Below are 17,247 nucleotides of genomic sequence, written 5' to 3' on the forward strand. Positions count from 1 at the left end.
CAGCCAAATATCCGTTCAGGTTCAAGCAATAATGCTTATCCGAACGGCATTAGACACTAAGCCGGGCATTTTAAAAAGTGAATGAATTAGTTACTGAAATCAGCCTTTACCCAGATCATGCGGTGGTCAGATGAAACATCTTTACCGTTACCATAATCACCAATTCGTGAGTCATTGAATAGCTTGCGTCCTTCTTCATAAGAAGCGGCCCAGTAAACACCAGAATCAACGATGTTAAGTGTTGCTGAAGGCAGTGCGTAATCTACAGCAAGTCCAAATGTTGAAGTGATACGGTTCGGCTGTGGGTGAGACGATGATTTATCTACCGCATGTTCAGCTGCGCCATAACTTGTTGGATACAAGCTGCCATTGGTGACGTCTTGGTTAACTAACGAGTCGTTATGCAAATCTTGCATTACAGAGCTAATGCCGTCGCCATCAACAGGATCTAGGTTTTGGTCACCCATCATAACAAAGTGCTTGCCTTGCTCTAGGCCACCTGTTTTTCCAGTGTCATCATAGATGAACGACTTGTTTTGGATGTATTGGTGCCAGAAGTCGACTTCCGCTGCGTTTTGCTCAATGTTCTTACCCACATCAAAAGCTGGAGGAGTAGGGTGTGACATCAACAAGTGAACGGTTTCTGTCCCGTTTTTAGTTGGAATTAGGATCGGCGCGTCAACGTGGTTTTTTGACGATAGACGAACTTCTTCCCATTCAGCTGCTGTGTACCACTCGTCGCCACAGTTCATGCCGACAGGGAACTTACTAGGATCATCACAAACTGTGATTGTTGGGATGGTTGCACCTTCAAGATCTTTCCATTTAAATTCTTGGAATGTGCGAGTGTTGGCCGTGTCTATCTCATATTTAGACATTAGAGCAAACGCATACTGACCATGGTAGAAACCGAAGCCCCACGCATCACCGGGAAGTGTTCCAAAATTACCGTCATTGTCTAAATCAAAACCAAATTCGTTCAACAAACCTGTATTGGTCGAGTAGCTTTCAAAATATGGATATGAAATTGGTTCTAGGTTCGCGTCGCCACCTGCACCTTCGATACTTTGAGCAACAGAAAGGTAGTTCTTCTGGAAGCCTTCGAGCGCTGATTTATCAGTACCTGTGCCATCATTGTTAAATTCAGCCATCATCAGCACATCAGGTCGATTCTTTTGAATCACGGCAGCGACGTTGCGGATCTGGATAACCTTGGCAGCTGTTACTTTGTCAGCGTCATCAATCGTGTTATCCAAATAGTCGGTTACTAGTTTTGTTTGAGCGCTTGGTTCAATCTGCATTTCTGTTATAAGGTCTTCGAAGGTGGCACGATCAAAAGACAAGTTATAAGTCGCGATCTTTACTTCTTCAGGTTGAACGTAATCTGTGTCACTGCTGCAACCAATCAAAAGTGCAGAAGAGATGGCGAAAGCGATAGATGTTTTTAACAATTTCATAAAGTGGGTCCGCTAATTGCTGAAAGAAATTTGGGACGCGCATGTTATGAGATGGATATCATTCTGTAAGTGATTCTTGTCACAGGCAAGGCTCTGAAGTGACATCTTGTTGCATTGAAAATGTGACATTTGGAACTAGTGTCTGTAATTAGAATAAAGACTTAAAATTCATAAATTTAATTAGAACTGTGAATTAAAAAAGCCCTCATAGCAATATAAGGGCTTCAGAATAAGAATCAAACTGTGTTGTTATTGGTGTGTTAAGCGTATTTTTTTGCTTTAAGCATATTGTTCCACTGTCATCGCCCAATTTTTCTTCTGTTGTTCGAAATTCATTTTGATTTGCTGGTAACGAACTTTAAGAACTGAGTGTTCGTACTTCTTCACAACGTCTTCACGTTTACTTTCAAGTAGCTGCTTTTTGACTTCGTAGTACTCGTTCATGTTTGATACTAGAGCATCGAATTCTTGCTGAAGCTTGTCTGCGATTTGTTGCTTGTCGGCACGGTGCATGATTTTTTGCTGTGTGCGTTTGAGTAGCATTGACGCTTCGGCTTTCTCAATGCGAGCTTGAGGGGTCTTCTTAAGCTTACTTGTCAGTCCCATCAATGAAGCACTTTTGATCAACCACTTTGTAGGATCGTATTGCCACCAGTAGATGCCGTTACGGTAGTCGTTCTCAAAAATGTGGTGGAAGTTATGGTAGCCTTCGCCAAAAGTTAGAACCGCCAACACACCGTTATCGCGGGCCGTGTTTTTGTCGGTAAAAGGTTGGCTACCCCAGATGTGAGCAAGAGAGTTAATGAAGAATGTTGTGTGGTGGTTAAGTACCAAACGAACAGCGCCTACGATTAACAACATGCCAAGTACGTCACCGTAAATAACACCTAAAGCGATAGGAACACCGAAGTTCATCAGCAATGCCAACAGAACATAGTGCTTGTGCTGCCACATAACAATCTTGTCTTTTTTAAGGTCACGGCAGTTTTCGTAGTTTTCGTACATTGAAGTGCTGTAATTACGAATCATCCAACCAATGTGTGAGTACCAAAACCCACGTTTTGCAGAGTATGGGTCTTTGTCGTTGTTATCGACATGCTTGTGGTGTACACGGTGATCAGAAGACCAGTGTAGCGCGCTGTTCTGCAGGGCAAATGCGCCACCTAATGCAAACAGGAATCTTAGGCTTGAATGTGCTTCAAATGCCTTGTGTGACCATAAACGGTGATAACCCGTCGTGATTGAAAGGTTACAGAACGTAAAGCAGATCGCTAGCCATATCCAATGCTCCATACCATAGCCAAAAAAGTAGCCATAAACGGGAGCGGCTACAACAGCAAGCAGCATACTAAAAGAGAATACAAAAATATTGAGCCAGATTAATGGCGGCTTTTTTGTAGATTGTTTGTCGGCACTATTCATTAGCAAATTTCCATTGGGCTTACATCTGTGCGCTAGAATATCAGCGTACACGTGTAAGTCAATATTGAAAGTGTAAACGTGTATTAGTATGTTTTGCTTAAATATTGTATAAAGGTAGTGTGAAATGTAGTAGCAAGTCATAAATGGAAGTACTAAGGGCTAATAAATGGAAATTAAGGTAGCTGAATATAAAGATTATGAGCGGATTGCCCAATTACACGCGGATAGCTGGAAGCTATATTACCGTGGCATCCTTGCTGATGATTACTTAGAAAATGATGTTTTGGAGGACAGATCTGTTATTTGGCAGACTCGTTTGATTAATCCTCCTTTCAACCAACATGTTTTATTGCTTGAGGAAGGCGGTTTACTGGTTGGTTTTGTCTGCGCGTTCGGTAATCACAACTTTGAGCGTGGTACGTTCATCGATGCGTTACATGTAGATAATAATTATCGTGGACGAGGTGTAGGCAAGCGTCTGTTGTCTGAATTGTCGAAGTGGTTGCAGCAATACTATTCGGACTCAGGGCTTTACCTAGAGGTGATGTCTGAGAACCACCAAGCGATTGCTTTTTATCAGGCGATTGGTGGCAAAGAAGAACTAGAGCAAGTTTGGAACGCACCATGTGGCAGCCAAGTGAATGAAAAAGTGATTTCTTGGAGCTCTCCCGTTGAACTTGAACAGAAAACAGCGAGCGTTGTGTATTCTTAGTCGATTCTTGTTGAATACTGTTTTTTTGCTGAGTAGCAGGTTCTTAACGAAGCTATTTTAAAGCAGAAGAACAAAGATAAAAGCCCCGAGCATTAAATTGTTCGGGGCTTTTTTGATTGGAGTAGTCGTCTTTTTTGTTAATCGCTAAGGTGCGTGAAATACTGGGTGATTAATCACACCATGTGATCTTATTCCTACCGCCTTTCTTCGAAATGTAGAGTGCTTGGTCGGCGTCGTCGATAAGTTGCTCGACAGAACCAAGGGCCTGAGGTGCATGTTTTACACCGATTGAAATCGTTACCTCTAACCTAAGGCGAGAAGGGGACTCTAAAAGGGAGTTAACTAGCGATTCAATTGAAGCCTTTGTTTCCCCTTGCACCATCACCAAAAATTCTTCACCCCCGTATCGAAAGCAGTTACTGCTCGTCGGTAGTCGTTTTTGAATCTCATCAGCCAGTTCTTTTATCACCATGTCGCCCATTTGATGGCCGTAGGTGTCGTTAATTGATTTGAAATGATCAACATCTATCATTATCGATGTAATGGATAACTGACGGTTTATGCTCGGTTCTATGACCTGATGAAGATAAAGGCGGTTGTAGCAACCTGTTAGCGCGTCTTGATAAGAAAGGGCCTCAAACATATTGGACTGCTTGCGAAGCTGAATCGCTTGTTTGCGCAACTGCTCGGATTGAGCAAAACGCTTGTGTACTTCTAAGTCACGTCTTATACAGGCCGCTGAGATTAGGATGTAAGCCGAAATATAAACGGAAATTGTTTCTATTTCATGCTTTGGCTCTGCTTCATAAAGCAGTGGCGCAAGGCCGATCAGATAAGCCAAAAAGATAAACGACAGCGTAAAGATACTGTATTTGGCTGACAATCTTGAAAATGTGCCAATGTAGATCATGACAAGAATGATACCACCTTGGTAATCGAAATTATTCAGATCAATCGCAAGCCGACCGACATAGACCAAGAAAAGTGAGCTAACTACAAGGAAAGTACTTTCTACCAGTTCCAAAACGTTGGGTTTGTTTGTAATGCAGTATCTGGCGACAGCCATCATCAATAGAAAAAGCATGACTCGGAATATGATAGGCGTAATGCACTCGCTACCAAAGTGGATGTAGTCGGTGATGATGAAAGCACAGAATATTGAGATTGGTATGTAGATGAAATTTATGTACGGCAAATAAATTTCATTATCGAAATAGGTTTTAAATCTTTGATTCTTGAACCCAGAATAAGAGCGCATTGAGAAATTATCCGAGATTGATACACAATAATTTGCGTAGTATGTCACAGTCTTTGGGATTGTAAACGACCGTTTCTATAGATTTGTCAGTATGTTAGCTAGATCAACAAACGGTAACAGGCAATATTCACGCTCTATCATCGATAGAACGTGAATATATTAGAGGCAGGTGTAAGAGTGGTAAACAGAAACTAAAGTAGATTAATAAAAACTAATAGCGATTAACGCTTGTTCTTCAAGTAACGCTTACGACGCTCTTCTTTTTTCTTAATCTGTTGTTCGGCTTTCAGCGCAGCCGCTTCTTCAACTTCGATCAGCTCTTGTGTGATCATTTCAGGTAGCTCAAGTGTTACCTTACCTAAAGTGCCGTTACGCAATTCGTGAAGCAGGATTTCTGAACATTTGTGAATGTCGATATGACCACCGGCACGAAGTGCACCACGCTTACGGCCAATCGCTTCCATCAATTCGATGTCAGACTCAGGCAGCTCTTCAATTTGGTAGCGCTCTTGCAAAAGGTTAGGGTACTGTTTTGCTAGGTACTCTACTGTGTAAAATGCCACTTCATCGTATTCCATTGCCGTATCTTTTACAGCACCTGTTGCAGCCAAGCGGAAGCCACTGTGTGGGTTTTCCACTTTAGGCCAAAGGATTCCTGGAGTATCTGAAAGAATCACGCCGTTTTGCAGGTTGATACGTTGTTGACGACGAGTTACCGCAGGTTGGTTACCAGTAACCGCAATCGTACGTCCAGCCAAGCAGTTGATGATGGTCGATTTACCCACATTCGGGATGCCCATGATCATTGTACGAATGTTCTTGCCCATCTGTTCACGGTGTGGCGCCAGCTTACGTACTAGCTCCATAACGTGGTTAACTTCTTCTTTTACGCTAGTCGTAATCGCAATCGCTTTAACGCCTTGCTCTTTCTCGAAGTGTTCAATCCAACGTTGAGTCAGTTCAGGATCTGCAAGGTCACGCTTGTTCAACACTTTTACACAAGGCTTATCGCCGCGCAGTGAAGAGATCATTGGGTTTTCACTACTAAACGGGATACGAGCGTCCAGTACTTCGATGATCACATCAACCTGTGGGATAACTTCTTCGATTTCTTTGCGGGCTTTATGCATGTGGCCCGGAAACCATTGAATAGACATAGAGATAAACCTTGATAAATATATTTGCTGCACATTGTAAGGGTTCGTTAGGGCGTGTAAAGCGCTATGTTGCCCTAGATTAATCAGAGTGAAAGTCCTTACAGGCAATATTATTGCAGTGAGCGATTGTAAGGGGCGCATACGTAGAGAGTTCAAATGCTGTAATCCATCTAGCAGGCATATGATTTAACAGTTGATGATTTGAAATGGATTCGGCGAAAAGCAAGTTTTTGTGTGTCGCCAATTGTTGAAAGATAAAATACTATTGCATTGAGTGTTTTATCTCGAAGATCCGACTGGAGACATAATCCTATGGGGTTATGTCTGTGGTTGATTTGATTGAACGAGGTTTTTCATCAACTGTTTACGTTCTGCTTGAGCGATATAAATGAATTGGTTGTTATAACTTCTGTCTGTATTGATATATTGTTCGAAATCCACAGGCACTCCCGCAACCGATAGTTCTATATGTAAGTGAGGACCAGTAGTTCGACCTGAATTTCCAGTGAGTCCAATGATTTGACCTTTAGTGATGAACTCTCCGGCCGAAACGTGTTTTTCTGAAAGGTGTAGGTAGCGAGCGTAGTTTCCATCAGCGTGTTTTATGGTTAGATAGTTACCAGCAAAACGGTTATACCGGGACTTCAAAACGATGCCATCTGACAATGAATGAACCTTTGTACCTATTGGTGTTGCGTAATCTGTTCCAAAGTGGGGGGCAATGCGGTTCGTTATTGGGTGTTTTCTGCTTAAATTGAACGGTGAACTTACGCGAAAATGCTGAGGAAGAGGGAATACATAGTCATTATTTAACTTATATCCATTCTCATTGTAAATATTATCATCAGCCCCTCTCATGGCAAAAAACTCTACGTCACTACCTAAATAGTAAAAAGCACTAACATATTCTGTATTAGAACCGTCATATTGTGTCCTTATTGAAAATTTATCACCATTATTAACCGATTTTATAATGTCAAAATTATCACCTAATAAATTCAACAAAGATTTTAATTCATCGTTTGTTAGACCTGAAGACAATATGGAACTGATAAAAGAGTATTTAACAACCCCTGAGACCATTGCGGATCTAGGTGTAGGTGTAGGTGTTGTGGTTAGGTGGTGTTGGGGTTCTGTAATCTTAATAATTTGTTTTTTTTGAGTACTTGAGCGGAAATGACCTAAGGCCATAGCTACGGCAGTGATCAAAAAAACCATAAAAAAACCATATGTTAAGGCGTTAAAACTCAAATGGTGATTTTTCTTCAAATACATAAATTATCAATAAGTTTTAGTGAATGGACAAAAGTAAGGATTGGATCATAATATTTATTTGTTTTTTTTTCATGTTATTTTATTTAATTCCTGCTTAATGACTAGTTAAAAGTATAGGCTGTTTTTTTACGGTGATAAAAAACAAACTTTTCACCTTTTAATTTAGCGAAATTGTACTTCGCAACTAGTCATTTCGTCACGTTGAGAAAATCTTGGACGATAATATAATCGCGGCAAAATATACTTTGCCAGAAAACTATGTTCACTAAAAACACGCTGAAATCAATATTAGGTCTTATTGTTACGTCGCTTATCTTGAGCGCATGTGGTGGTGGGGAAGGTGGTGGTGATAATACACCGCCAGCAAGAAATACCGGGAGCATCTCAGGTAACGTTTTTGACGCTCCTGTTAGTGGTGCGAAAATCGAGGTATTTGAATACAAAGATGGGAACCTAGGCAGGAAGTTAGCTAGCACGACTTCTGATGCTTTTGGCGACTACAAGGTCGAATTCGAGTCTTCATCGATGCCACTTATCATCGTCGCAAAAGAGGGCAGTTATACTGATCCACTGACTAACGACACAGTGTCCGTTAGTAATGGTAAAACTCTCCGTTTAGAAGCCATGATTAACTATAAGGAAGGCCAAGATCAAAGCTTAATGTTGACCCCTTTAACCAACATAGTTTCAGGTTTAACTCAATACAAAGTAGGCAAGGGAGTGTCAGGCTCTACTGCTATCTCAGAAGCATTAAATAGCATTAACGATATGTATGGTTTCGATGTCAATGAAACTACACCGATAGACATAACCAAAGGTGGTCAAAGTAGTTTTGCTACATCCGGTCACCAATATGGTGCTTTGTTAACCGCTTATTCTTCTTATTCGTACGACCTAATTCAAAAATACGGTGATACTCAGAGTAATATTTACACATCGATGCATTTGGCTGATATCCAATATCGAGATGTCATTGCCGATGGTCTTCTTGATGGGCTGGAAATAAGTACTGTGTCGGGAGGGGTAACCCCTTTAACCTTCGGTCAACAAAAAGTCTCTAGTGATATTTACACTAACGATTTGGCACAGCATGTTCTAATTGTCGTCAATGATCCTAACTTAAATATTTCAGGAACAGACGCAGACGACTATGTTGAGTTTAGCCGTAAGATTAATGACCAAGGCACCAATAGCGGTACTGGCGGTGTGATCCCTCCTCGCGATGAAACCGAAATTGATACCGAAGCGCCTACAGTGTCTAGAACAGACAGTGATGTATTGGCAGGTCTCGATAAAGTGGATATTAAGCTCAATGATGAAATTGGTGTTCAAGGTGTTTCAGCGTACCTTGAATACCAACTGGACGGTGTCTGGTCTCTCGAGAGTCAGTGTGACGATGAACAAACTTCGGATAGTGAGTTTTGTTTCTTGGAGTTCGACGGCTTTGAATCTGGTCTTAGAGAAACAAGTATTAAAGTAAGTGTAGACACAAAAGCCATTGACGCGGTAGAAGTTGATTCGGATACGGAACTCTCAAATGTCACTGCGGCACGTTTGGTTTTTTATACGACTGATGTGTTAGGCAACGAATTAGTTCGAGGGCGAGATGTTGGCCACTATATCAACTTTGAATGGGACAACAATGCGCCGGTAATTGACGTAACTTCGGCTAGTTCTATAAACAACAGTGCAAAAGAGTATGTGCTTAAAGGTACTGTAAAAGAAGAATCACAAGAAATTGATTCGGTAACTGTTTCATTTAAAGGAGGTTTAGATGACAGTGTTGCTTGTTCTGGTACCTACTGTGAATTCAGCAAAAAATATTCAACCGATGAATTTGTATCAATAACAACATTTGAAATTAAAGCCACCGATAGCAACGGGAATATTGGTAAGAAAGTTCACGAAGTCGTTCGTGATGACCAAGCGCCGGCGCAAGTGATTAGCTATCCAGAGAATGCTCCAATGAATTATGTCAATGTTAGTGTTGATGGGGAGCGAGTAACTAAAGAAGATGTTTATACGCAAGACACCTACACATCAGAAACGGTTCAGTCCACTCGTGATTATTTGAAAATTGATTACATTTACGCGAGCAAGGGGATTTTAAGCTCAATTCCAGATGTCGATTTTAGTGACTTTAATGTCAACGCCCTCAAAGATAACAAAATTCCATATGTTCGTATCAGAGTCTCAGATGGCAACGGGGATATGGGATTAGGATCTAGTGCCGACAAACTTAAGCTAGTTGTTAAGTATTTAGTAAGCGCAAACAACGATAATAACTACGTGCTTCAGAAGGTAACCGACACCGTAGCCTCTGCCGCCAATATACCTCACGAAGCTATCTCTGATACTGAAGGGCACGTAAATGAGGTCATCTATTATGTTCCCTTTGTAAAAGAAATACTTGGTGACAACTTCGATTCTACATCCGAGAACAGCAGTCAAAAACTAGTGATTCAAACTATTGACGAGTCTGAAAATGAAAGTGCTGAGCAAGAAGTCTATTTTCGTAGTAGTTTCGATTTGCCGACAATGACGATTGTTACTCCATTTATCGGAGCTAGTGTTCAATTGGAGGGATTAAACTCGAAGGGAGAGTTCACGTCGCTAGGAAGATGCACCACGATTCAACACCTAGAAAGTAATGGAACTAATAAAGCACTAGATGTTGCTGGATGTGAAACAACAACCGATGTAGTTAACTACGACTTTATGCGAGTTAGATTAATCGGTATTGATAGTAATACGCAACCGCATTACTACAAGTGGGAGAGTGATCCAGGCACACAATCAGAACAAGTGAACTTAAATAGCGCTAATATAGGAGCCTATTTTAAACTTAATGGTTCTAAGACTTTTTATATTACTGAACTTGCAACATACCAAACCGGACTGTTTGACTCTCAATGGAATCAAGTTGAAGCGGGAAATAAGACTCCTGAGAATGCCGCACGAATTTTAGACGACGTACAATATGCTCTCGCTGGTGGAAGCGATTCATTCTTTGGCTTCGACCCAACGATCGTTTCGTATGCAACGAATGAAATGTTGAAAGGTGCTATTCCGGAAAAACTACCTAATAATTATATTCATAGGTTTTTAGTCGAAGCAATTTACGACATCACCCAAATAAACGGTATGCTATTAAGTAACTCTGTTGATTTTGCTTCAGCTATCTATGATGACTTGCAATACGATGGCCAAGCTAACGGTGTCGGTAGTGGGGGTAAAAAAATAGTTCTAGATTCATATGAGTTTAACTCAAAGTCTTACCGTAATGACTTAGCGCAATCGTACTATAACATTATGACTAAAAAGTATGGTGTTGAAGCTAACTTAGCTCAGAGATATGCCGACCAAATATCAATGGCGAACCCAAGCCTAGATGGCGAACAAATTATAGACGGTGATGGCGAAAGTATTGATAAATCACCGCCTCAACCTTCGTTAAGTATCGAAAATGGCCGAGAAACATGGGTTGGAAATAAACATTACGTTGCTGGTGTTTTAGATTCGCGGATTCTTTTGGAAGATCCGTCTGGCATTGTTGTGGAAGAAGGCAACCAGCCATCTTTTGTTACTATGTGGTATGAGAAAACTGAACCGAATACGGGAACCCCACTTGACCTAAATATTCGAGAGTCAGATGGTGATAGTTATAAAAAGGAGTATTTATTTACCCTTAATACCGAGTCTTCAAATCTCACAGATATTGCCAAGTTTGAGCTTATAACGAGTGCAATGGATGAGCATGGAAATAGCTATGGTTACAATGGGGAGGATCCACATATAGAAACCTTATATGTGGATAATGATTATCCTTTAGCGACTTATATCCCCCCGAGAGATGGTAATGGTGACCCAATTGACGAAAATGTCTATTTGAATACTAATTATGTCCAAGAACTCACTTTCAAAATTGACGATATTGTAGGAGATAAATTGGACGAGCGAGGGTTAACTTTTTATAACCCGGCAACAGGTGCTACCAATGAATATGACGCTAACTCGCATTTTTCGAGCAATACAGAGGATGATTTTAAGGTAAAACTGTGCTCTGGAGACAAGTGTAGCAGCCAAGGTAATATAATTAGTCCAGAAGATGGTAATTGGACGGTATATGTTAATGCTGAAGACAAACTGTCTAATATAGTTAACCGTCAGACGACTAATGCCCCTCAATTTAGTGTGTTACTTGATTCCAAAGGTCCGGTAGTAAACGGCTCTAAAATTACTAACCACTTAGGTGGCAATACTACCTGGGTTCCTGATATTACTTGGAGCTTAAGTCCAGGGAGTTTGGTTGAAGTCGATATGAAGCCAGAGTCTGGAAGGCGTTTTACTTTACAGCATTATGAAACCGCACCTGAAGAGAGTACTGAGCCGTATCTATTAGGCATACAGCCTAACGTAGAGGTGAGACTAGTTGCCGAAGCATTTAAATATAATGAGAAAAACTTCTTTTACGTAACAGCAACAGACAGTTCTTTTCCATCAGGTACACACAGTGGTGAATTTGAATTCTTAGTCGACAATGTGGGGCCAGTAATTGAACTTGCTGACCCGTGGGTAATAGATACAAACTCCGGCGAAAGCTATGTTCTTGGTACCAACTTTACGGTGAAGCTTACGTCAGTATCTGACGATTCTGATGTATCTAAAGTTGAACTTTGGCAACAAGATCAAGTGGCTGCAATACGTTCCATTGACCCCAAAGATCCAACGCAGCCTTTTGATATCGTAATTACAGAAACACAAAGTGACGCTATCGTAATTAGCGAAGACAAAAAGGCGAACCTGTACCTTAAAGCTGTAGACGAATATGGATTTGAATCTAAAACAGAAATTAGAACTGTTCTGCTAGATCGTGAAGGGCCATCACTAAAGTTAAATGGGTTTGATCCGGAAAGTTTCTATCTTGGTAATTATGTATTCAACCTTTCTGCTCAAGACTTAAATGACAGGGGAACACCATCGTCAGAGGGTGTTAACAAAGAAACATTAGAGTATTGGACTTTCAAAGAAAACCCCTCTGATGCAAGCACCTTAGTTGGTGAAGATATGAAGATTCCTTTAGGAGGCGAAAGCGATGGCGATAGTGCGACTCGCACAATCAGATTAGGTGGTTCCGACATTAGAGGAAATACGACAACCGTAGATTATGCGGTTAAAGTTCAAAACTCAAAGCCCACTATTAACTCGGTTACTTTCACATATGAAGATGGCACGCCTGTTTCTTCTGTTGGCCAGGTACAAATTACTCGTAGTGAACCTGTAATCATAGGTATTGATGCTGAAGATGAGAGCGGGATCCCGCTAGTTGAAGGTACTTATAAATATGGGGAACAAACCAACAATATCTCATTTTCTCAGAAAGGTGGCCTTTGGGAAGCTAGGTTGACAGAGGCAGATCTAACGGAAGATGGTGCCTATCAGTTGGAATTCAAAGTATATAATAACGTTCGCTATAGCTCTGAACAAGAAAGGCCTGTTTCCGAACGGTCAGAAAGTATCAATGTGCAACGTCAAGGTGTTGCTCTGTCAATCGTAAAACCGACTGACTTCCAAAGTCATATATCGGGAAGTACCCTTAATGTTGAATTTGGCCCAGCGGGAGAGGTAAAAGCAAGAACATTAGAATGTTGGGTGAGAGAGAATTACACCTCAGACGGTGTGCCGGAAGATGGTTCGAACAATGCTTATTCAGGTGTTATAACTAATCCTCAAGAAAATTATAAGTGTAGCATTACAACTGATGTGAATATGTCTGTTTTACCTGTTGTTTTGATAACGAAAACAGTCGGAACGAATGATACTGAAACAGTCAATAAATTCAGCTTTGATATGATGGATATCGATGCCCCGACGGTTGAACAAGACACATATCAATTTACTGGCAATGACGTTGGTTTGAATGCCGAAGGTAAGAAAGTTCTGAGCTTAACATTGAGCTTCAAAGACAATCTTTCTGGTTTGGATATTAGTGATGGTAACGAACCGTTATTGGTAAGAAATCGATTAAATGTGTCTTTTGAACCAAATAGTTGTAGCTCTAAATTGGGTATAACGACATGTACGTATACCGAGTTGTATGCCGATATCCTCTCTCCGGGGGCGTTACAGCACTTATACACGATTAAGAACTTGTCTGATGTCGCCGGAAACTTAAGTTCGGATCATGCGTTAGAATTATTGCTTCCAGCCCAAGGCGATTTAGAAATCGCTATTACCAGCCCTGCTGAAGATACTATTATTCGAGGTGAGACCCTTGAAATGAAATTCAAGGTGAAGGTTGGACAAAATTCTGATCTTGAAAATGTCGTCGCAACTCTAGATGGTGCGTCATATAATTTGAATGATAACCCAGAGAACTTTGGCCCTTTCACTAAGTGTGAGGATGACTATTCTTGCTCGACGTTTACCGCGCCATTAGATGACAAACTAGATGGTCAATTTATTAAGCCTAAAATTCAAATTATTGATGTATGGGGAGAGTCTATAAGCGATGAAGTAAGCGTAATGGTCGATAATAGCCTACCAAATGTTGACGACACTGTATCCCTCAATGAATCTCCGGATGATTCTAGCTTAGTTAGATTTCAGTTTTCTGTGTGGGATGAAGGTAGCGGTATAGCAAAGGTTAAGTACACAATAGTTAATCCTAAATATGTATTTGATAAAGATGACGATAGCGAAAATTCACACCTTTATTTTGATCTTCCAAAAACTGAGTTAGAAGAGTTGAATTCGATACGAGTCAATGTCGAAGCAACTGACAATGTAGGTTGGACTCAAAATAAGACTATTGATATTGACATTAGGATACCAACTATTGATTTGGCTTTTGATGGAATAACAAGTTTACAAGGGGGTAAGCTTGCTTTTACTAATGATAGCCAAGCGTTCACCATTACCTCTGAAGATGGAGAAGATGTAAAGGCTGCTTCCTATGCTATAGATTTGGTTCCAGTTTCAGGTAACACGATTAAGTTTTCTGGGAAAATAGCCTCTTCAACAGCTTCAGATACGATGACTTTTGATATCGATGCTCAAGCTGAGTATATGCAAAAAGTAACCGTAACCGATTCTATCGGGCGAGTTATTACTGACTTTAATGTGTTCAACAAGACTTACGATGCTGAAGGCATCGCATCCATTGTTGATTACCAAGCACCGGTCATTTCAAGTATCACCAGTACTCAGGATTCGATGATTCCAGAGGAAGGGCTATATTATTTGGATGTAAGAGCATACGTCTTCGATAAAAATCTAAGCAGTGTTGGCTCTACCGCGGAAAACGGTACCGATGCCCCGGTAAATCCACAATCAATTGAAGAACCGACCAAAGACGGTGACCCTTACTTGATACGTTATCTTTTATCTCCTGGCGATTATCTAGTAAATGTAACGGCAGACGATTTAGTTGAACACCAGACCGAGAAGTCACTAAATACAAAAGTTGAAGCTGCAAGTATTCCTGAGTTAACAATATCAACGACAGCGTCAATGCCTTTGGCTGGTGGAGTCGAAATTCCTATTTCATTTACCTTTACTGAAGAGGTTAATAAGTTTGAATTTTCAGATGTCGAAATTAAAGCAGATGATGACAATGATATAGGCGAGCTGAAGCAAGCATCATGGAGTACAACAGATAACATAACTTGGTCGGTCAATTATATAACGCCTGAAAAACAGGACAAAAACATAACCATACGGGTCGGTGATAATAGTTACGAAAGCGTAAATACTATCCCCGGAAAAGGGGATAGTTTAGTTATGGGGGTCGAGGGTGTACTGCCAACGCTGACCAAAGTGACGTTTGATCCTACTTATCAAGAAATCGGTAAGGATGTTCAAGTTGAGCTTAAGTTTGACAAAGAGTTGCAAGAGGCCAAGGCTACATTAGGCGCGAACAATATTACTATGATTGCTGATACTGAAAATAAGAAAGTTTGGACCGGAACCGTGAAAGTCCCGAACGTACCAGATCTCGGTGTTGGCTTAGTGGTGAGCCAATATAAAGATCTAGTAGGCAATGTGGGCGAGGATAACACGTCATATGAATTGCCAATCACGCCAACGTTAACTGTTGAAGCTATCAGTGATGTTAACGGAGAGGGTGTTGCTAACGTTACAGTCAGTGGCGGCAGTAAACGCTTTGAAATCGGTGATAGTTTTACGATTAAGGCAAGGGACTCGGAAGGGAGCGAAGTAACCGTAAACCCAAATCCAAATCCAAACGCTGACGGTGATTGGAGTTCAAAGCTCGACGTGTCTGGTCTTAAAGATGGCACCATTAGAGTGACGGTTAACGGAACAAACAAGTTGAATGCGCCAGCAGCAGAAGCGGAGACGACATTTACGTTGACGCAAACTAAGCCAACGGTGGACGACAGCCAAACGTCGATTAATCCGACGCACGCAGCGGCGGGTGAGAGCGTGACAGTTACCGCTACATTCGACAAAGGCGTCACAACGCCAACGGGTTCGGCGCTGGGTACAGCGGCGATCAACTGGACAGCCCAATCGGGTACTCAAACCCAATGGGTGGGTACAGCAGAAGTAGCGTCGGTTGCGGATTCGGTGAAGAGTGTGGCGTTAACGCTGCAAGGCTTTAGTGATGCAACGGGCAATACCGGTGAGGCATTCACTTCTAGCAAAGCGCTAGCGATGACCCCAACCTTAACCGTTGAAGCTATCAGTGATGTTAACGAAGCGGGCGCTGCAAGCGTTGCAGTCAGTGGTAATAGCACACGCTTCGAAACCACCGACACATTGACCATCAAAGCGGTCGATACGGACAATAAAGAAGTCACGCAAACCACGACAGTGGCTGCATTGGGTAAATGGAACGCGACGTTAGACGTCTCTGGTCTTAAAGACGGCACCATTGCGGTGACGGTGAACGGGACTAACGACTTGGAGGCGCCGGCAAAAGAAGCGGGGACGACATTTACGTTGACGCAAACTAAGCCAACGGTGGACGACAGCCAAACGTCGATTAACCCGACGCACGCAGCGGCGGGTGAGAGCGTGACAGTTACCGCTACATTCGACAAAGGCGTCACAACGCCAACGGGTTCGGCGCTGGGTACAGCGGCGATCAACTGGACAGCACAATCGGGTACTCAAACCCAATGGGTGGGTACAGCAGAAGTAGCGTCGGTTGCGGATTCGGTGAAGAGTGTGGCGTTAACGCTGCAAGGCTTTGAGGATGCGGCGGGTAATACAGGTGTTGAATACACGTTGGACAACGCGCTAGCGATAACCCCTACTATCGCTTTTGAAACGATAAACGATGTCACAGGCCTAACAAAAGTAACTATCAATGGAACAACTACTCGTTTTGAGGAGTGGGACTCAATAGCACTCAAAGCTATTGATACCGATAGCTTGAAGGTTTTAGGCAGTGCAACAGTGCTAGCCGATGGTACATGGACCGTTGATCTTGATTTGTCTACTTTGAAAGACGGAGATATAACCGTTTATGCAAATGGCACCAACTCATTATCTGCGTCCGCTGATGAGGTGAGTACAACATTCAATTACTCTAGTACTACAGCGCTTGTTGTTCCAAACTATTGGGAAAGTGATTCCGCGGAGTTACCCTCCCAGAAAGCAGCCTAAAAGAAAGCGAGCATTAAGCTCGCTTTCTTTTTACTCGAATTAAAGTGCTCTATGTTAAAGCCCGCATCTAATCTGAATAAGAGAGAAAATGTGGTGAATTCGCCATAAAGGTAAATATTTATAACACCTAGGCTGATTCTGCTTTAGTTTTTTATTGATTAAATTTTCCTAATGAATAATAGACTGGAATAGTCTATGTTTCCTTGCATGGTATAAATCGAGCATAGAACTGAGCATGTTGAGGTATGCTTCCTATCAATCTGTTAAACGTACTACAGGTGGCTTTGTTTCCTAAATCAGGGAACTAATGCTTAAAGCTACGATCAGATCATC

7 protein-coding genes are annotated in these 17,247 nt (G+C 41.6%); 2 read left to right on the forward strand and 5 right to left on the reverse strand.

What is annotated here, in order from left to right:
* Nucleotides 1-86: 86 nt before the first annotated feature.
* Nucleotides 87-1,457, reverse strand: coding sequence for an endonuclease/exonuclease/phosphatase family protein (locus ACED45_RS22015; protein ID WP_371715007.1), 1,371 nt, complete (start codon nucleotides 1,455-1,457; stop codon nucleotides 87-89).
* A gap of 279 nt (nucleotides 1,458-1,736) precedes the next feature.
* Entirely contained in the window at nucleotides 1,737-2,879 is a 1,143-nt protein-coding gene (locus tag ACED45_RS22020; protein ID WP_048660095.1) for an acyl-CoA desaturase, read from the reverse strand.
* Between the two features lie 166 nt (nucleotides 2,880-3,045).
* Here ACED45_RS22020 and ACED45_RS22025 point away from each other — a divergent pair, with 166 nt between their 5' ends.
* On the forward strand, nucleotides 3,046-3,591 hold the full coding sequence (locus ACED45_RS22025) for a GNAT family N-acetyltransferase (protein WP_019824456.1): 546 nt from the start codon (nucleotides 3,046-3,048) through the stop codon (nucleotides 3,589-3,591).
* A gap of 169 nt (nucleotides 3,592-3,760) precedes the next feature.
* Here the strand turns inward: ACED45_RS22025 and ACED45_RS22030 are convergent, their stop codons facing one another.
* The 3 genes from ACED45_RS22030 to ACED45_RS22040 form a co-directional block, all read right to left on the reverse strand.
* A complete protein-coding gene (locus ACED45_RS22030) occupies nucleotides 3,761-4,786 on the reverse strand; it encodes a GGDEF domain-containing protein (RefSeq protein ID WP_371715008.1) in 1,026 nt (341 codons plus the stop codon).
* Between the two features lie 284 nt (nucleotides 4,787-5,070).
* Nucleotides 5,071-6,006: a ribosome biogenesis GTPase YlqF gene (gene ylqF / locus ACED45_RS22035; protein ID WP_029405588.1), complete on the reverse strand. Its 936-nt coding sequence runs from the start codon at nucleotides 6,004-6,006 to the stop codon at nucleotides 5,071-5,073.
* A gap of 318 nt (nucleotides 6,007-6,324) precedes the next feature.
* On the reverse strand, nucleotides 6,325-7,281 hold the full coding sequence (locus ACED45_RS22040) for a peptidoglycan DD-metalloendopeptidase family protein (protein ID WP_371715009.1): 957 nt from the start codon (nucleotides 7,279-7,281) through the stop codon (nucleotides 6,325-6,327).
* Nucleotides 7,282-7,539: 258 nt separating this feature from the next.
* Here ACED45_RS22040 and ACED45_RS22045 point away from each other — a divergent pair, with 258 nt between their 5' ends.
* Nucleotides 7,540-16,914 (forward strand): tandem large repeat, encoded by a 9,375-nt coding sequence (locus tag ACED45_RS22045; RefSeq protein WP_371715010.1) that lies wholly within the window; start codon nucleotides 7,540-7,542, stop codon nucleotides 16,912-16,914.
* The last annotated feature ends 333 nt before the right edge of the window (nucleotides 16,915-17,247 follow it).

This window comes from Vibrio crassostreae (assembly GCF_041439375.1).
Classification (GTDB): domain Bacteria; phylum Pseudomonadota; class Gammaproteobacteria; order Enterobacterales; family Vibrionaceae; genus Vibrio; species Vibrio crassostreae_D.